The following is a 17,840-nucleotide window of genomic DNA, read 5'->3' as shown; positions in this document are numbered from 1 at the left end:
CCGGTTCCGGGACGAGCTGTTGAACGGTGAGGTCTTCTACAGCTTGCGAGAGGCGCAAATCCTGATTGAACAATGGAGGAAACACTACAACACCAAGCGACCACACAGTGCCTTGGGCTACCGCCCGCCGGCCCCGGAAACCATCGTCCCGATGGAACCCAGGCCGAGAATGCACTAACATTCAAATTGGACCACTCAGGTGGGGCTGATCAGTGGGCGCTGACCGATGAATGTCAAAGACCTCTTCCTGGTCGGGCGGAAAGTGAGCACTGGGCGATGATGAAAGAGGTCTTTTATCACGCGTAAGAGACTTGAATGCTTAGCACCGTACGAGATGGTCGTTCCTCATCTCTCACGGCTGAAACAGAGTGAGGCATTTTGGAAGTCTGGGCCAAGCGCAATTACTCCATAGAAACCCACAAAACCTGAGCATCTTCATCGCTGGTCGAAACGCACCCATGTCCCATCGCGCTGTCGTAGTAGATGGAGTCACCGGCCTTCATCGCCAAGGGGCGATAATGCTCTGACAGAAACGTAAGCTCGCCGCTGATGACATACATGAATTCCTCACCGGAGTGACGGATCCAGGTTTCAAACTCAGACACATCGCGCGCTTTGATCGTCGCAATGTATGGCAGCATCCGTTTGCTGGAGAGTTCGGTGCAGAGTAGCTCATGGGAATAAGTAGAGGTTTCCCGCCGTTCGCCCTGACCGGATGGGGTAAAGTCACGGCGACCTGAAATCCCTGTCTGCCCGGACTGTACAAACAGTTGCGGCGGGTTCATGTCCAGTGCCTGTGTCAGCCGCCGAACGATGTCAAAACTCGGGCGTGTTTGGTTGTTTTCGATCTTTGAAAGCGTCGAACGACCGATCCCCGCCGCACGGCAAGTTTCCTCTAAGGTCCATCCTTTTGCCCGTCGTGCCTCACGAATCGAGCGTCCAAGAGCAGCAACATCTTCTGCATCTTCGATGCCCGAGGCGTCGTGACGAAATTCGTCGTCCATAAAATATCCTCGTTTTTCTGTACGTTACCACTTCCCTAGAGCGCCAGCAATGAATCTGAAAAGGAAAAAGATTGCAATAAGAGTCCAAATTCCCCTATAGGAAACTTAATTCCCTATCGTGGGTGAGGCTGTTGGAGGAAATCATGTTCAAAACTTCGCTGAGTGACGCTGACCCGTTTATTGCTGGTTCGATTGCGCGGGAGGCCGACCGCCAAGCTGGACAGATTGAGCTGATTGCCTCGGAGAACATTGTCTCCAAGGCGGTGATCGACGCGCAGGGCTCGTTGCTGACCAATAAATATGCCGAGGGCTATCCCGGCCGCCGCTACTACGGCGGTTGTGAATATGTCGATGAGGTCGAAGCCGAAGCCATCGCGCGTCTGAAACAATTGTTTAGCTGTGGTTTCGCAAATGTTCAGTCGCATTCTGGGGCACAGGCCAATGGCGCAGTCAAACTCGCTCTGCTTAAACCCGGCGACACGATCCTGGGCATGTCACTGGATGCAGGCGGCCATCTGACCCATGGTGCGCGTCCGGCAATGTCCGGCAAGTGGTTCAATGCTGTTGCCTATGGTCTGAATGATCAGGGCACCATCGATATGGATCAGGTTGCTGCACTGGCACGAGAGCACAAGCCGCAGATGATCATTGCCGGCGCATCCGCATTCTCCCAGATCATCGACTTCGCCGCCTTCCGCAAAATCGCCGATGAAGTTGGTGCCTATTTGCTGGTCGATATGGCGCATATCGCCGGGTTGGTGGCAACGGGTCTGCACCCGTCACCAATCGAACACGCCCATGTCGTCACATCCACCACGCACAAAACGCTGCGCGGACCACGTGGCGGTATCATTCTGACCAACGACGAAGCCATCGCCAAGAAAATCAACTCTGCAGTTTTCCCGGGTCTGCAAGGCGGCCCACTGATGCATGTGATTGCTGCCAAAGCTGTCGCATTTGGCGAAGCACTCAAGCCGGAGTTCAAAGAATACATGCAGCGCGTTGTCGACAGTGCCGATGCGCTGGCAAAGGTGATGATTGAACGTGGCTGCGATATCGTCTCCGGCGGCACCCAGAACCACCTGATGCTTGTCGATCTCCGTCCCATCGGGGTGAAAGGCAATGCGGCAGAGGTCGCGCTGGAACGCGCGGGTTTCACCTGCAACAAAAACGGGGTCCCGGGGGATCCAGAAAAACCAACCGTGACCAGCGGCATTCGCCTCGGCACGGCGGCAGGCTGTTCACGCGGGTTTGGCCCGGAAGAATTTGTAACCATTGGCAACTTGATCAGCGATGTGCTGGACGCTCTGGCGAAAAACCCAGAGGGCGATGCAGAGGTTGAAGCCGCAACGCGCGCCAAAGTCTCTGAGCTTTGCGCAGCCTTCCCAATCTACTGAGGGCGGCGTGATGTCTGACTTCGATCTTGTTGTCATAGGCGGCGGCCCGGGGGGCTATGTTGCTGCGATCAGAGCGGCACAGCTGGGGATGCGCGTCGCCTGTGTGGAGGGACGCGGCGCGCTTGGCGGCACGTGCTTGAATGTGGGCTGCATTCCGTCAAAGGCGTTGCTGACCTCTTCAGGTAAGTATGCCGAGCTCTCGCATCTCTCCACACATGGGGTGTCTGTCGGGGAGGCCACACTTGATCTGGGTGCCATGATGGCGCGCAAGGACAAGATCGTCGGAGATCTGACCAAAGGGATTGGCTTTCTGTTCAAAAAGAACGGGGTCGAGCTGATCGAAGGATGGGCCTCCATTCCTGCGGCGGGTCAGGTCAGCGTGTCGTCAGACGAAGGCACGCAAACCCTCTCTGCCAAGAACATATTGATTGCAACCGGTTCAGAGCCAACCTCCCTCCCAGGCGTCGAGATTGATGAGGAGCATATCCTCAGCTCGACAGGTGCTCTCTCTCTGGGATCTGTGCCTGAACATCTGGTTGTGATTGGCGCAGGCGTGATTGGACTTGAGCTTGGCCAAGTCTGGTCGCGTCTGGGCTCCAAAGTGACCGTGGTTGAATATCTGGATCGTATTCTGCCCGGTAACGATGGTGAGATCGCCAAACTGGCGCAGCGCGCCTTGTCCAAGCGTGGGCTCAAGTTCCAGCTGGGACGCAAGCTGACGGGCATCGAGAAAACCGATGCAGGGCTTGCACTGTCGTTGGAACGTGTCGGCAAAGGCAAACAGGAAGCTTTGGAAGCCGACAAAGTTCTGGTCGCGATTGGCCGCCGGCCGGTGATACGCGGTCTTGGGCTGGAAGCCCTGGGCATCACTCAAGACAGCCGCGGCTTCATCGAAGTGGGTGCGGATTTCCAAACTTCGGTTCCGGGCATCTATGCAATCGGCGACTGTGTACCTGGTCCTATGCTGGCGCATAAAGCCGAAGAAGACGGTGTGGCATGTGTGGAGACATTGGCCGGGCTGTCAGGACATGTCGATTACGGGAAAGTCCCAGGTGTGGTATATACGGACCCGGAAGTTGCCTCGGTTGGTGCCACCGAAGAGGCCCTCAAAGAGGCCGGAACGGACTACATCAGCGGAAAATTCGCCTTCATGGCAAACAGCCGTGCGCGCTCCAGCGGCGAGACAGACGGCGCGGTAAAGGTTCTGGCCGCACAGGATGGTACGCTTTTGGGTGCGCACATCTGTGGGGCACATGGTGGCGACCTGATTGCTGAGCTGGTGCTGGCGATGACCAAAGGCGCGACCATCACGGAGATCGCGCAAACCTGTCACGCACACCCCGCCATGGCCGAAGCCGTCAAAGAAGCCTGTCTTGATGCGCTGGGTCACGCCATTCACGCCTAAGGGAAGATGCCATGAACGTTCCACGTCTACGCCATCCTGAAAAAGCCAAGAAAGTGGACAGCGCGATCCCGCGCAAGCCCAAGTGGATTCGCAAGAAAAAGGTCGAGTCGGAGGAGTATTACGAAACCCGCCGTCTCATGCGCGATCATGCGTTGACCACCGTTTGCGAAGAAGCGGCTTGCCCTAACATCGGCGAGTGCTGGTCCAAGCGTCACGCCACGATGATGATCATGGGCGAGATCTGCACACGCGGCTGTTCCTTCTGCAACGTGGCCACGGGCCGCCCGGATGCTCTGGACGTTTTTGAGCCAGGGCGTGTTGCAGCCGCAGTCAAGAAGCTGGGTTTGCGCCACGTTGTGATCACCGGTGTGGATCGTGATGATCTGGCTGATGGGGGGGCAGAGCACATCGCTCAGACCGTGCGGGCTGTGCGTCATCAGAACCCGAACACAACGGTCGAAGTTCTGACCCCTGATTTCTTGGGCAAAGGCGCTGCGGCGGATGTGGTGTTTGGCGCAGGACTTGATGTGTTCAACCACAATCTGGAAACCGTCCCTCGACTCTATCCAACCGTGCGTCCCGGTGCGCGCTACTATCAGTCACTGCGACTGTTGGATGACGCCAAGCGCGCGGATCCACAGGTCTTTACCAAATCCGGCCTCATGGTGGGATTGGGCGAAACCATGCAGGAAGTGCGACAGGTCATGGATGATCTGCGCGCAGCCCAGGTGGATTTCCTGACGGTCGGCCAATACCTCCAGCCAACTGCCAAACATCACCCAATTGACCGTTTCTGGACACCAGAAGAGTTCGAGCAGCTGGAAACCATCGCTCGGGCAAAAGGATTTTTGCACGTATCGGCGACGCCCCTGACACGGTCGTCATTTCACGCTGATGCGGACTTCAAGACACTGCAGAACGCGCGCAGGGAGCGGCTCGCGCAACGCAGTTAACACCAACGCTAAAGGGAGGAAACCATGGAAGCGTTACAATCACTCGTGGGGACAATCAACGGATGGGCTTGGGGGCCTCCGATGCTTGTCATCATTTTGGGCGTCGGCCTATTCTTGCAAATTGGCCTGAAATTCATGCCAATTCGCAATTTGGGTCGCGGGTTCAAACTCATGTTCCAAGGCCGTGAAAGCGTCGGCGAAGGACAGATTTCACCTTTCAACGCCCTCATGACAGCCCTGTCTGCCACCATCGGGACCGGGAACATCGCTGGCGTGGCCACTGCGGTTTTCCTCGGCGGACCAGGCGCACTTTTCTGGATGTGGATGACCGCCCTTGTGGGTATGGCCACCAAATATTCCGAAGCGGTTTGCGCCGTTAAGTTTCGCGAAAAAGACGACCAAGGCAACTATGTCGGCGGCCCGATGTATTACATCAAAAACGGTCTTGGCGCGAAGTGGGCGTGGCTCGGCGTTGTGTTTGCCGTCTTCGGCGCGATCGCTGCCTTCGGCATCGGCAACGGTGTTCAGGCAAACGGCGTGGCACAAGTTCTGGAAACCAACTTTGGCCTGAACACGTCGCTGACTGGTATTATTCTGATGGGCCTGACCGGCGCCGTGATCCTCGGCGGCATCACCCGTATTGGTGCTGTTGCTGGTAAGCTGGTGCCTTTCATGGCCGTCAGCTACATCTTCTTCGGCTTGATTGTCCTGCTGATCAACATCGGTGAAATCGGCAACGCCCTGTCGCTTGTCTTCACCCATGCGTTCACCCCATCCGCTGCAGAAGGCGGTTTTGCAGGGGCGGCAGTTTGGGCCGCAATCCGTTTCGGCGTGGCACGTGGTGTCTTCTCCAACGAAGCAGGTCTGGGTTCTGCGCCAATTGCACACGCCGCAGCCAACACCAAAGGTCCGGTAAACCAGGGTCTGATCGCAATGCTGGGCACGTTCATCGACACCATCATCGTGTGCTCGATCACCGGTCTGGCGATCATCGCGTCTGGTGCATGGACATCCGGTGAATCCGGCGCAGCGCTGACATCTCTGGCGTTTGAGACCTCCTTGCCGGGCTTTGGCGGCTATCTGATCGCTGTGTCCCTGTCGATCTTCGCATTCACAACCATTCTGGGCTGGTCCTACTATGGTGAAAAATGTGTGGGCTTCCTTGCTGGCACAAAGGCGCTGTTGCCATACCGCCTGCTGTGGATCGCAGCGATCTATTTCGGTGCGACTGCAGACCTCGGCTTCATCTGGCTGCTTGCGGATACGCTGAACGCGCTGATGGCCCTGCCAAACCTCATCGCGCTGGCTCTGCTGAGCCCGGTTGTCTTCAAAGTGACCAAAGAGTTCTTTGCCTCAAACGGTCAGACCGAAGAGCCCGGTGGCAACCCAGCCGAGTAACCAAAAACGTCCCGGTGCTGGGCACACTCAGCCCCGGGGCACAAATATCCAAAGTTTATCCAGGAGAGTTTCAATGTCAGAGGCACCGAAACGCACACCGCTCTACGATCTGCATGTTGAACTGGGCGGCAAAATGGTCGACTTCGCTGGCTGGGAAATGCCAGTCAACTATCCCCTGGGCATCATGGGAGAGCACAATCAGTGCCGTGAAAAGGCCGCGCTGTTTGACGTTAGCCACATGGGGCAGGTGATCCTGCGTGGCGAAAATGTCGGCGAAAAGTTGGAGGCACTCTGCCCACAGGCTTACGCAACGCTGAAAGAAGGCAAAGCACGCTACGGTTTCTTCACGAACGAAGACGGTGGCATCATGGATGACCTTATCGTTGCCAACGCGGGTGATCACTTCTTTGTCGTGGTCAATGCCGCGCTGCGCCATCAGGACATCCCACACATGGAAGCCAACCTCGAAGGCGTCGAGGTCACAGAGATTTTTGATCGTGCACTTGTCGCGGTCCAGGGCCCAAAGGCCGAAGATGTCGTCGGAGCGCTTTGCCCGTCGGCACGTGAACTGAAGTTCATGGAAACCACCTTGGCCGAAATCAATGGCGTCGAGTGCCGGATTTCCCGTCTGGGTTACACAGGCGAAGACGGTTACGAGATTTCCATTCCCGAAGGCGACGCCATTGATGTGTGCCGTGCCCTTCTGGCGCATGAAGATCTTGAACCCGCAGGTTTGGGCGCACGCGACAGCCTGCGTTTGGAAGCGGGTCTCTGCCTCTATGGCAATGACATTGATCAGAGCACGTCGCCGATTGAAGCGAGCCTCGGCTGGGCCATTCAGAAACGCCGCAAAGAAGAGGGCGGCTTCCCGGGCGCTGCACGCGTGCAGAAAGAACTCGCCGAAGGTGCCGCGCGTACGCTTGTTGGTATCAAACCGACCGGCCGCGCACCTGCGCGCCAGGGCGTTGAGGTGCAATGCACCGAGGGTAATACAATTGGCCAGATCACCTCTGGGAGCTTCGGCCCCACCGTAGGTGGCCCGGTTGCTATGGGATACGTGTCCAAAGGGCACGGAACGCCAGGTGAGAAAGTGAACCTCATCATCCGTGGAAAGGCACAGCCTGCAGAGATTGTTGCGCTGCCTTTCGTACAGCAAAACTACAAACGCTAATTTGGGAGAGCCATGATATGACCACTTATTATTCTGAAGATCACGAGTGGATCACCGTTGACGGTGACGTTGCGACCATCGGTATCACTGCACACGCGGCTGAACAGCTGGGTGAGATTGTCTTCGTTGAACAGCGTGAGACAGGCGAAGAATTCGAAAAAGGCGACGAGATCGGCGTGATCGAATCCGTGAAAGCCGCTTCTGAAATCTATGCGCCGATTGACTGCGAAGTGACCGAAGTGAACGGCACACTCGAAGAAAACCCAGGCGCGCTTAACGAAAGCCCGGAAGGCGATGCTTGGATTTACAAGGTTAAGGTCTCTGACGCGGCACAGCTCGAAGACCTGATGGATCTTGACGCCTACAAAGCTCTGATCGGCTGAGGAGACCGAAATGGCATTTGAACTGACAAAGTACGACCCATATGACTTTGCCAACCGGCGTCATATCGGTCCTTCGCCGTCAGAAATCGAAGAGATGCTCAAAACCGTCGGTTTTGACTCTCTTGATGATCTGATCGACGCAACCGTGCCTCCTGCCATCCGGCAGAAAGAGCCTCTCGATTGGGGCCAGCCCGGCATGTCCGAGCGTGACGCGCTGTTCCACATGCGTCAGGTTGCAGATAAGAACAAGGTTCTGACCTCCCTTATCGGTCAGGGTTACTACGGCACCACCACGCCTGCGCCGATCCTGCGCAACATTCTGGAAAACCCTGCCTGGTACACGGCTTACACGCCTTATCAGCCTGAGATTTCTCAGGGACGCCTCGAAGCGCTGCTGAACTTCCAAACCATGGTCAGCGACATGACCGGCCTCGAAGTGGCCAACGCCTCTTTGCTTGATGAAGCAACCGCAGCAGCAGAAGCCATGGCGATGGCCCACCGTGGTGCGCGTTCCAAGTCCAACAAAGCGGCCTTCTTTGTCGATCAACACTGCCACCCGCAGACAATCGCCGTAATCAAGACCCGCGCGGAACCGCTCGGCATTGATGTACAGATTGGCGATGTGGACAGCCTTGATGCAGGCGCGGTCTTTGGCGCGATCTTCCAGTATCCCGGCAGCAACGGTCACGTGCGCGATTTCACCGATCAGATCGCAGCCCTACACGAGCACAAAGGCGTGGCGGTCGTGGCGGCCGATATTCTGTCTCTGGCCCTGCTGAAATCACCGGGTGAAATGGGGGCTGACATCGCAATTGGCTCCACCCAGCGCTTTGGTGTGCCAATGGGCTACGGCGGACCACACGCTGCTTACATGGCCACCACCGACAAGCTGAAGCGTTCCATGCCGGGCCGCATCATCGGTGTGTCCATCGACGCACGCGGCAACAAGGCTTACCGCCTTGCGCTCCAGACCCGCGAACAGCACATCCGTCGCGAAAAGGCGAACTCCAACGTCTGTACCGCACAGGCGCTGCTCGCTGTGATCGCCTCCATGTATGCGGTCTATCACGGCCCCGAAGGCATCAAAGCCATTGCGCAGTCGGTTCACCGCAAAACCTCCCGCATGGCAACCGGCCTCGAAGAGGCAGGTTTCAAGGTGGAGCCTGAGGTCTTCTTTGACACCATCACCGTCGAAGTGGGTCACCTGCAGAAAACCGTCATGGACGCGGCTGTGCAGCGTGGCATCAACCTGCGCAAGGTCGGCGAAACCAAAGTTGGCATCTCGCTTGACGAACAGACCCGCCCAGAGACAATCCAGGCGGTCTGGGGTGCTTTCGGCATTGATCGCAAAGATGACAGCAACAATGTTGAGTATCGTCTGCCTGACTACGCGCTGCGCGAGACTGAGTATCTGACTCACCCGATCTTCCACCAGAACCGTGCAGAGGCGGAAATGACCCGCTACATGCGCCGTCTGGCGGACCGCGATCTGGCACTCGACCGTGCGATGATCCCGCTCGGCTCCTGTACGATGAAGCTGAACGCAACCATCGAAATGATCCCGGTGACTTGGCCGGAATTTGGCAACCTACATCCCTTCGTTCCCGAAGATCAGGCGCAGGGCTATCTCGAAATGATCGACGATCTGAATGACAAGCTCTGCCAGATCACCGGTTATGACGCGATTTCGCAGCAGCCAAACTCGGGTGCACAGGGGGAATACGCAGGTCTTTTGACCATTCGTAACTACCACATCTCCCGTGGCGAAGGTCACCGCAATGTCTGCCTGATCCCAACGTCTGCGCATGGCACCAACCCGGCATCCGCTCAGATGGTGGGATGGAAAGTGGTTCCCATCAAAGCGGATGAGAACGGCAACATCGATGTGGCGGACTTCCGTGAGAAGGCTGAGAAACACTCAGACAATCTCGCGGGCTGCATGATCACCTACCCATCCACCCACGGTGTGTTTGAAACCACTGTGCAGGAGGTCTGCCAGATCACCCATGATCACGGCGGTCAGGTGTACATCGACGGCGCCAACATGAACGCGATGGTGGGCCTGTCCCGTCCGGGCGACATCGGCGGCGACGTGAGCCACCTCAACCTGCACAAGACCTTCTGCATTCCGCATGGCGGTGGCGGCCCCGGCATGGGCCCGATCGGTGTCAAAGCACACTTGGCAGAGCACCTTCCAGGTCACCCGGAGTACGGGTCTGCACTTGGTCCGGTCTCAGCAGCGCCATTTGGCTCCCCGTCTATCCTGCCGGTCAGCTGGGCCTATATCCTGTTGATGGGTGGCGAAGGTCTGACACAGGCAACCAAAATCGCGATCTTGAGCGCGAACTACATCGCCGCCCGTCTGAAAGACGCCTATCCAATCCTCTACACCTCCGAAACCGGTCGTGTGGCACATGAGTGCATCCTGGACACCCGTCCTCTCAACGATGAAGCGCATGTGACCGTAGATGATGTGGCCAAGCGTCTGATCGACAGCGGTTTCCACGCCCCTACCATGTCCTGGCCAGTGGCCGGCACGCTGATGGTGGAGCCCACGGAATCTGAGCCCAAGGCAGAGATTGATCGCTTCTGTGATGCAATGATCTCCATCCGGGCAGAGGCGCAGGACATCATCGACGGCAAGATCGATCCAGAAAACAACCCGCTGAAACATGCGCCACATACCGTGCGTGACTTGGTTGGTGAGTGGGATCGACCCTACAGCCGCGATCAGGCCTGTTTCCCTCCGGGCAACCTCGGCGTGGACAAATATTGGCCAGCAGTGAACCGGGTCGACAACGCGTATGGCGACCGCAATCTGGTCTGCACCTGTCCTCCAATGGAAGACTACGCCGAAGCGGCGGAATAAAAATTGCGCTGCGGCCCTCAACGGGGGCCGCAGCCTTCCGGCGCCAGGCGCCAGGCGCCGCCATTCACTCCTCTCAGTTTTCTAGCCAGGGATTTGCACGCATGTTCCTCAGCGTCTTTGATATCTTCAAAATCGGGATTGGACCGTCATCCTCCCACACCATGGGACCGATGACAGCCGCCGTGCATTTTCTGGATCAGTTGTCCTCAGGTGAGGGCGGCACATTTGACCCAGCATCTGCCGATCGCATCACAGGATCACTGCACGGGTCTCTCGCTTTTACCGGCAAGGGCCACGCCACGGATCGCGCCGTGTTTCTGGGCCTGATGGGCTTCCGTCCCGACGCAGTTGATGCGGATCTCGCGGAAGCAAAACTGGAAAAGCTCATGCAGGATCATCAACTGAATGTCGCCAATTGCGGCACTCTGCGCTTTGATCCCGCGAGCGATTTGGAATTTGACTACGGCCCCGCGCTGCCGCTGCACGCCAATGGGATGAAACTCAGTGCCCATGACGCTGAAGGCAGCACCATCTTGGCAGAAACATATTACTCTATCGGTGGTGGCTTCATCATGACCGAGGCCGAAATGCTCTCGGCCAATGATGCGCCTGATGCTGATCTGCATGATGAACAGGAAGCGGCGGGATATCCCTATCCCTTTGGCTCTGCCGCAGAAATGCTGGCGATGGGGGCAAAATCCGACAAGACAATCGCGCAAATGAAACGCGCAAACGAAGAAACTGCGATGTCTCCTGAGACATTGCGCAATCAGCTAAACGCTGTCTGGAGCGTCATGGATGGTTGTATCGCCCGTGGTCTCTCTCAGGACGGCATTCTGCCAGGCGGCCTTAATGTGAAACGCCGCGCCCGTGCCATTCATCAACGGCTGACCAATCAAACCGGCTTAAACAGCCAGCAGCCGCACAGCATCAATGACTGGCTTTCGGTCTATGCTATGGCGGTCAACGAGGAAAACGCTGCGGGCGGGCAGGTGGTCACCTCCCCAACCAATGGCGCGGCGGGTGTCGTGCCTGCCGTCATTCGCTACTATCGCGACCATTGTGTCGGCGCGACGCGTGAAGGCATTGATGAGTTCCTGCTCACGGCCGCAGCCATTGGCGGTTTGGTCAAACACAACGCCTCCATCTCCGGTGCAGAATGTGGCTGTCAGGCCGAAGTTGGCAGCGCCTCGGCCATGGCTGCTGCCGGTCTCTGTGCGGCATTGGGTGGTACCAATGAACAGATCGAAAATGCAGCCGAAATTGCGCTAGAACACCATCTTGGCATGACCTGTGACCCCGCGATGGGGCTGGTTCAGGTGCCGTGCATTGAGCGCAACGGCATGGGCGCGATCAAAGCGGTTTCCGCCGCTTCTCTGGCACTGCATGGCGATGGCACGCATTTCATGCCGCTGGACAATTGTATTGAAACCATGCGCCAGACCGGTGTCGACATGGCAGAGAAATACAAAGAGACATCGCTTGGTGGCTTAGCTGTTAACCTACCGGAGTGCTGAATATTCCAAGGTGTCGTATTTGTCGCGTAGCCCGAAGATTTTCCAGGTCTTTTCTGCTGCTAAGATAGCATTAGCGTCCAAGCCCAATATGGCACACGAGTAGCTCGCACACACTTTATAGTAGAATTTTAGCCAAATCATGCAGCATTTTCTGTCAATATAAGCTCCGATACAGAGAATAAAGAGCATACAACAAGAACCGCTGCTTCGAACTGGGGCGCTCTGGGAGGTTGGATATAGCGAAAGCAAAATTCTAAGATATCTAAAGGATTTGCCAAATGGTGCTACCCGCAAGCGTGCATCGGGGACCCGAAACCGCCTTACTAATTGTGAGCGGGAAAAGCCTGCACTAGCGCTCAAATAGCTACACTAAGACTTGATTGATCAGTCTCCAGTAAAACATGCGTAGCAATACATTTGCGTTCATTTATGCTGCCATTCTTTTGCAGATGCTAACGGATTGGTTGACAACCAAAATAGAAATTCTCTATGGGAGGGCTATTCTCAATAGATTCTACCCCAAGCAAATCATACGACCGGAATTGGCTGCCCGCGTTCAATTTTGAAGCGGTTGCTTTTTTGGTTGCGTTCTTCGCTTGGAGACAGGCCGAAGGCTTGTCTGTAGTGTTTTGAGAGCGTTGAAGAGCTGTTGTAACCTACGGAAAGAGCTACGTCAGACAGGCTGTTACGAGAGTATAAGACCTGTTGCCGCGCAGCGTTCATGCGCAACATGCGATAGTAGTTCAGAGGGCTTTGACCAAGGTATTTCTTGAATTGACGCTCAAGTTTGCGTGAGGAGACCTCTGCCTGCTCGGCGACATCTCCAATACTCACGGGCTCTTCTAGATTGTCGGAGAATACCGCAATTGCTTTGGCCAGAGGGGGCGGTAGATCTCTTGTTACACCCGCAGTTTTAAACGCAGGAACGCTTTGGCCAACGCCTTCTGTGCGTACCATCGGATGCTGGAACCAACAGGCGACTTCGGTCATCACAACGCTGTCCAACGTGTCTTCGATCATGCCCAACATCAGGTCAAACATGGCGGCTGCGCCAGAAGCCGTCAGACGGCGGCGATCAAGGACCAGTACATCATCGCTGACTGCAATTTCCGGGAAAGCCTTTTCGAAGGCAGCCCGATAGCACCAGTGCACCGAGCAGGTGTGCCCCAGAAGCAGGCCCGAAGCTGCAAGCGGGAAAACACCGCCACTTACCGCGCCGATTTGCACACCGTGGCGCGCCAAATACCGCAGATGTCCGTTTCCGGATGCAGGCACTGCAAATGCGCTCTCAGGGTCAGACAAGAGAAACAGATAGTCGAGGTTTTCAACATCGCGCAGAGAGCAATCTGGTTGAAAAACGACATTTGCGCTGGCGGTGACAGCCTCACCATTTTCAGAAAGGACGCGCCACGAGAAAGCCTCACGATCGGAGATTTCATTTGCCGCTCGCAAAGGCTCGATGGCGGAGGTCAAGCACGCCATCGGAAAGCCCGGAAAAACCAGGAAACCAATGTTGGTTGTGTCTCTGCGTTCCATGGGCTCTCGGTCACAACTTAGTCGCTAAGCCGCGTGCTATATGGCTGAAATTCTTGCATTACGTCTGGCGTTGAGGGAATTTGCTCAGCGCACGATGTAGACAGAACAAGGGGCGTGGCGGGCAATCTGGGCGGCATTTGGGCCAATGAGATAGTCCCTGAGATTGGGCTTATGGGCGCCCATCACGATCACCTGTGCATCAAGCTCCTCTGCCGTGATCAGGATTTCCTCAGAGGTCTTACCCATGCGGATCACATGCTTTGTCTCAGCGTCACGGCCAACGGTTTCCTCGATGAACTTATGGAGGGCCACCCGGCTGCCTTCTGCCATTTCGTGGGTATGCTCGTCAGAGAAAAAGGTACCAACGACGCTCATGCGAAAATCTGGTAGCACTGTGACAACCGACAATCGTACGCCTTCCAAATCGGCAATCTGGCGTGCTTTTGTAAGTACGGCTTTCTGATCTTCAGGTTGGGTCAGGTCAATCGCGGCGAGTACTGTGCGGGTCATGCGGGCACCTCTTGAGAGTCTGTTTTCGCTTTGCGGCGGCGCTGTACGCCAAACACAAGGCTAAGCAGCAACAGAGCAGGAAGATAGAAGATCTCTTGAGGAGGACGCGCAGCCTCCACTTCGATCTCAACCACTTCCCAATCAAAGTCGATCTTGAGCTGCTCTGCCGGGCCGCCGAAGTTCAGATTGTCCACCAAAAGTGCGCCATCTTCGTTACGGAACTCGATGCCCGCGCCGTCCAACAGTCGTGTTTCACCATTTTCACCAGCGGTGCCAAGCGGGAGCAGATAGCGCGCATCTACCAGATCGCCTTCTAAGTTTTCTCCGGTCAGACGGACGCGAAGGGTGCGGTTGTCGGGCGCGGCTTCTGCCAGTGTGTAGAGTTCAGCGGGGGAGCGGACTTCGAATTCATCTGCGATCTGGTTCAGGAAGAAATCCGGACGGAACAAGATGAAGGCACAGAAGATCAGAACCGCGCTTTCCCACAGTTTTGAGCGTGTCTGGAAGTAGCCCATGGTGCCAGCCGCAAAGAGCAGCATGGCGATCAGCGCGGTGATGAAGACAACTATCGCTTGGACCGGGCCAACGTCGATCAACAACAAGTCGGTATTGAAGATGAACAGGAATGGCAAAAGCGCTGTCCGGATGGAGTAGAAAAACGCTTGGAAACCGGTGCGTAGAGGGTCGCCTTTTGAAATGGCCGCGGCTGCGAAAGACGCAAGGCCAACAGGGGGCGTCACATCTGCCATGATACCGAAGTAGAAGCAGAACATGTGTACCGCAACCAGTGGCACAATAAGGCCGTTTTGAGCACCCAGCTCAACAACCACGCCGGCCATCAACGAACTAACAACGATGTAGTTTGCCGTTGTTGGCAACCCCATGCCCAGAATGATCGAAATCAGAGCGACGAAGAACAGCATTGCCAACAGGTTGCCGCCTGACAGGAATTCCACAAATTCAGCCATGACTTGCCCGATACCGGTCAGCGTCACCGCCCCAACGATGATGCCTGCAAGTCCCATCGCCGCGGCAAGGCCCACCATGTTGCGTGCACCGATAATCATGCCTTCGATGGTTTGTGCAAACCCATGTGAGAAAGAGGCGGCGATTGTGTTTTGATTTCGGAAAAAGGCCTTGAGCGGATCCTGGGTCAGCAAAATCAGAAGCATGAACATCGAAGACCAGAAGGCCGATAGACCCGGCGATTTGCGTTCGATCATCAACAGATACATCAGCAGCAGGATTGGTAGCAGATAATGCAGACCAGTCTTCAGAATAGTCCGAGCCGGTGGGAGATTCAGCATGGAGTCAATGCCGGTTTCCAGATCGGGTCGTGCTGCGGCATAGCGGACAGCTGCCACGTAGGCGATCAAGAGGCCGGCTACAAGAACCGGTGTGGACATTGGCCCAATCAGGTTGTCGACCAAGGTCACGATCTGACCGGCAAGCCAAAGAGTTCCGCCACCGATCACGATAGAAATCGCGATAATGAAGATGGCACCGAGCATGAACTTGATGGGGTGCATGCGGCTGGTGCCGGTCATGCCCATCTTCAGCGCTTCAAGGTGCACAATGTAGACCAGAGCCATGTAGGAGATCGCCGCAGGGACAATCGCGGTCTTCACAACCTCCACATATGAGATGCCCACATATTCCGTCATCAGGAAGGCTACCGCGCCCATGACCGGCGGCGTAAGCACACCGTTGATGGAGGAGGAGACCTCTACCGCACCGGCTTTGGCAGGCGAGAAGCCAACGCGGCGCATCAGCGGGATTGTGAATGTTCCGGTGGTCACCACATTGGCGATGGCGGAACCGGAGATCAGACCAGTGGCAGCAGAGGCAATAACGGCCGCTTTTGCGGGGCCGCCACGCAGGTGCCCTAGCGCCGCAAAAGCCAGCTGAAGGAAATAATTGCCAGCTCCGGCTTGATTGAGAAGTGCGCCAAACAGCACAAACAGAAACACAAAGCCAGAGGAGACCCCCAGAGCCACGCCGAACACGCCTTCGGTTGTTAGCATCAGGTGGCTCATCGCCTTATTAAACGACGCGCCCTTCCACTGAACCATTTCCGGAAGCCCGTCCCAGGAGCCGAAAAAGACATATGCGAGGAAGAAAATCGCAACGCCCATAAGTGGAAACCCAAGCGAACGGCGGGCGGCTTCCATCAGCAACACAATGCCGATGCCTGCCATGGCAAGATCAAGCGTGCTTGGAATACCGGTCCTGGCCGCCACCCCTACATAGTTCCACGCAAGATAGGAGGCGCTGACTGCGCCTGCGATGGCAGTCAACCAAGTCAGCGCGGGCACATGATGGCGCGGGCTTGAGCGAAAGGCTGGAAAGGCCACAAAAGCCAAAAAGACCGCGAAACCAAGGTGGATTGCACGGGTTTGCGTGTCGTTCCACACGCCAACGCCCAAGATGAAGGGAAGCGGGGAGGCGATCCAAAGTTGATAGGTCGACCAAATAAGAGGAACCGCCCACAAGATTTTGGCCGAAAACCAATTGTGCGGCGTGCGCGCTCCGGTGTCGGACTCGGCAACAATATCTTCCAGATCGACCTGATCGGTCTGTGCAGATGTATCTGACTGTGTCGAAGCGTTGGTCACGGTTGTCCCTCTTGTTTGCGGAATTCTTTTTATGAACGAATAAAAAGGGCCCCCACCGATTTGGTGCGGGCAGTTGGGAGGAAATTACTTCCAGCCGCGTTCTTGATAGTATTTCATCGCGCCTGGGTGGATTTCTGCGGTCAGGCCATCCGAAACCATTTCAGTTTCTTTCAGGTTGGCGAAGGCTGGGTGCAGCTTGCGGAAGCCATCAAAGTTTTCGAAGATGGCCTTTACCACTTCGTAGACAACTTCGTCAGATGCTTCAGCAGATGTCACGATGGTGGCTTTCGGACCCCAAGATGGCAGATCATCTGGATTGCCAGGGTACATGCCGCCAGGAATGGTTGCAGGCGCATAGGCCGAGTTGTCCGCCAGCAGCTTGTCGATGCCTTCACCGGACAAAGGAATGATTTTCACATCACAAGTGGAGGTCGCTTCCTGGGAAGAGCCGTTGGGCAGGCCAGCGGCCCAGATGGTCGCGTCGATTTTGCCGTCACACAGCGCAGCGGCTTGCTCGGAAGACTTCAGCTCTGCTGCCAGAGAAAAATCGTCAACGGAGAGGCCTTCATATTTCAGCAGTGTTTCTGCCAGAACGCGGGTGCCGGAACCAGGGTTTGCGATGTTAACGCGCTTGCCCTTGAGGTCTGCAGTGGTCGTGATGCCAGCATCTGCGCGTGCCATCAGGTGCATTGGCTCAGGGTGTACGGAGAACAGGGAGCGTAGGCCGCTGTAAGGACCGTCTTCGGAGAATTGGTCGGTGCCGTTGATGGATTTCACCTGAACGTCAGACTGGATCACACCAAAGTCCAGTTCGCCCTGACGGATGGTGCGTGCGTTGTAAACTGAACCACCGGTGGATTCTACGGAGCAGCGGATGTTGTGCTCTTTGCGGCCTTTGTTCACCAGACGGCAGATTGCGCCGCCGGTAGGGTAATAAACACCCGTTACACCGCCGGTTCCGATGGTCACAAATGTCTGATCCGCTGCGGAAGCAGCACCTGCGCCCATGGCAAGTGCCAGCAGAGCGCCTGTGATTTTCTTGGTCTTGGACATATTTTCCTCCTGTTGAATTACCATACGCC

The 17,840-nt window shown here is 56.2% G+C and carries 14 protein-coding genes; 9 read left to right on the top strand and 5 right to left on the bottom strand.

The window, feature by feature from the left end:
• A partial coding sequence (locus J7399_RS20645; RefSeq protein WP_209089948.1) for an integrase core domain-containing protein occupies nt 1-178 on the top strand: 178 nt, incomplete at its 5' end.
• A gap of 223 nt (nt 179-401) precedes the next feature.
• Here J7399_RS20645 and J7399_RS20640 read toward each other — a convergent pair.
• Nucleotides 402-1,004 carry an XRE family transcriptional regulator gene (locus J7399_RS20640; RefSeq protein WP_209065735.1) on the bottom strand — a complete coding sequence of 201 codons (603 nt, stop codon included), beginning with the start codon at nt 1,002-1,004 and terminating at the stop codon, nt 402-404.
• Nucleotides 1,005-1,147: 143 nt separating this feature from the next.
• Between J7399_RS20640 and glyA the strand changes: the two genes are divergently transcribed.
• The 8 genes from glyA to J7399_RS20600 all read left to right on the top strand — a co-directional run bounded on the left by glyA (nt 1,148) and on the right by J7399_RS20600 (nt 12,097).
• Complete coding sequence (gene glyA / locus J7399_RS20635; protein ID WP_209089939.1) at nt 1,148-2,401, top strand: serine hydroxymethyltransferase; 1,254 nt, start codon at nt 1,148-1,150, stop codon at nt 2,399-2,401.
• Between the two features lie 10 nt (nt 2,402-2,411).
• Nucleotides 2,412-3,806: a dihydrolipoyl dehydrogenase gene (gene lpdA, locus J7399_RS20630; RefSeq protein ID WP_209089937.1), complete on the top strand. Its 1,395-nt coding sequence runs from the start codon at nt 2,412-2,414 to the stop codon at nt 3,804-3,806.
• A gap of 11 nt (nt 3,807-3,817) precedes the next feature.
• Entirely contained in the window at nt 3,818-4,759 is a 942-nt protein-coding gene (lipA, locus tag J7399_RS20625; protein ID WP_209089934.1) for a lipoyl synthase, read from the top strand.
• A 24-nt stretch (nt 4,760-4,783) separates the two neighbouring features.
• On the top strand, nt 4,784-6,157 hold the full coding sequence (locus tag J7399_RS20620) for a sodium:alanine symporter family protein (RefSeq protein WP_209089931.1): 1,374 nt from the start codon (nt 4,784-4,786) through the stop codon (nt 6,155-6,157).
• Between the two features lie 73 nt (nt 6,158-6,230).
• Nucleotides 6,231-7,328, top strand: a complete 1,098-nt coding sequence (gene gcvT, locus J7399_RS20615) for a glycine cleavage system aminomethyltransferase GcvT (protein WP_209089928.1) — start codon at nt 6,231-6,233, stop codon at nt 7,326-7,328.
• 17 nt (nt 7,329-7,345) lie between these two features.
• Nucleotides 7,346-7,711 carry a glycine cleavage system protein GcvH gene (gene gcvH, locus J7399_RS20610; RefSeq protein WP_209065741.1) on the top strand — a complete coding sequence of 122 codons (366 nt, stop codon included), beginning with the start codon at nt 7,346-7,348 and terminating at the stop codon, nt 7,709-7,711.
• 10 nt (nt 7,712-7,721) lie between these two features.
• Nucleotides 7,722-10,580: an aminomethyl-transferring glycine dehydrogenase gene (gene gcvP, locus J7399_RS20605; RefSeq protein WP_209089925.1), complete on the top strand. Its 2,859-nt coding sequence runs from the start codon at nt 7,722-7,724 to the stop codon at nt 10,578-10,580.
• Nucleotides 10,581-10,681: 101 nt separating this feature from the next.
• Nucleotides 10,682-12,097, top strand: a complete 1,416-nt coding sequence (locus tag J7399_RS20600) for an L-serine ammonia-lyase (protein ID WP_209089922.1) — start codon at nt 10,682-10,684, stop codon at nt 12,095-12,097.
• A gap of 528 nt (nt 12,098-12,625) precedes the next feature.
• On the opposite strand, the gene J7399_RS20595 is transcribed toward J7399_RS20600, so the two are convergent.
• From J7399_RS20595 to J7399_RS20580, 4 genes are all read right to left on the bottom strand, one after another.
• Nucleotides 12,626-13,633: a GlxA family transcriptional regulator gene (locus J7399_RS20595; RefSeq protein WP_209089919.1), complete on the bottom strand. Its 1,008-nt coding sequence runs from the start codon at nt 13,631-13,633 to the stop codon at nt 12,626-12,628.
• Between the two features lie 84 nt (nt 13,634-13,717).
• On the bottom strand, nt 13,718-14,143 hold the full coding sequence (locus tag J7399_RS20590) for a universal stress protein (protein ID WP_209089916.1): 426 nt from the start codon (nt 14,141-14,143) through the stop codon (nt 13,718-13,720).
• Complete coding sequence (locus J7399_RS20585) at nt 14,140-16,758, bottom strand: TRAP transporter permease (protein WP_209089913.1); 2,619 nt, start codon at nt 16,756-16,758, stop codon at nt 14,140-14,142. Before J7399_RS20585 ends, J7399_RS20590 begins: the two co-directional genes overlap by 4 nt.
• Before the next feature lie 84 nt (nt 16,759-16,842).
• On the bottom strand, nt 16,843-17,835 hold the full coding sequence (locus J7399_RS20580) for a TAXI family TRAP transporter solute-binding subunit (RefSeq protein WP_209081683.1): 993 nt from the start codon (nt 17,833-17,835) through the stop codon (nt 16,843-16,845).
• Nucleotides 17,836-17,840 lie beyond the last annotated feature (5 nt).

The sequence above is a fragment of the Shimia sp. R9_1 genome (genome assembly GCF_017743775.1).
In the GTDB taxonomy this organism is placed as follows: Bacteria; Pseudomonadota; Alphaproteobacteria; order Rhodobacterales; family Rhodobacteraceae; genus Shimia.
Note: the sequence above shows the minus strand (reverse complement) of the source record. Positions and strands in the feature narration are given on the sequence as shown.

What these genes read in the sequence shown, in the direction of transcription:
- J7399_RS20640 (WP_209065735.1), bottom strand. Translation starts at nt 1,004, where the DNA reads ATGGACGACGAATTTCGTCACGACGCCTCGGGCATCGAAGATGCAGAA.
- glyA (WP_209089939.1), top strand. Translation starts at nt 1,148, where the DNA reads ATGTTCAAAACTTCGCTGAGTGACGCTGACCCGTTTATTGCTGGTTCG.
- lpdA (WP_209089937.1), top strand. Translation starts at nt 2,412, where the DNA reads ATGTCTGACTTCGATCTTGTTGTCATAGGCGGCGGCCCGGGGGGCTAT.
- lipA (WP_209089934.1), top strand. Translation starts at nt 3,818, where the DNA reads ATGAACGTTCCACGTCTACGCCATCCTGAAAAAGCCAAGAAAGTGGAC.
- J7399_RS20620 (WP_209089931.1), top strand. Translation starts at nt 4,784, where the DNA reads ATGGAAGCGTTACAATCACTCGTGGGGACAATCAACGGATGGGCTTGG.
- gcvT (WP_209089928.1), top strand. Translation starts at nt 6,231, where the DNA reads ATGTCAGAGGCACCGAAACGCACACCGCTCTACGATCTGCATGTTGAA.
- gcvH (WP_209065741.1), top strand. Translation starts at nt 7,346, where the DNA reads ATGACCACTTATTATTCTGAAGATCACGAGTGGATCACCGTTGACGGT.
- gcvP (WP_209089925.1), top strand. Translation starts at nt 7,722, where the DNA reads ATGGCATTTGAACTGACAAAGTACGACCCATATGACTTTGCCAACCGG.
- J7399_RS20600 (WP_209089922.1), top strand. Translation starts at nt 10,682, where the DNA reads ATGTTCCTCAGCGTCTTTGATATCTTCAAAATCGGGATTGGACCGTCA.
- J7399_RS20595 (WP_209089919.1), bottom strand. Translation starts at nt 13,633, where the DNA reads ATGGAACGCAGAGACACAACCAACATTGGTTTCCTGGTTTTTCCGGGC.
- J7399_RS20590 (WP_209089916.1), bottom strand. Translation starts at nt 14,143, where the DNA reads ATGACCCGCACAGTACTCGCCGCGATTGACCTGACCCAACCTGAAGAT.
- J7399_RS20580 (WP_209081683.1), bottom strand. Translation starts at nt 17,835, where the DNA reads ATGGTAATTCAACAGGAGGAAAATATGTCCAAGACCAAGAAAATCACA.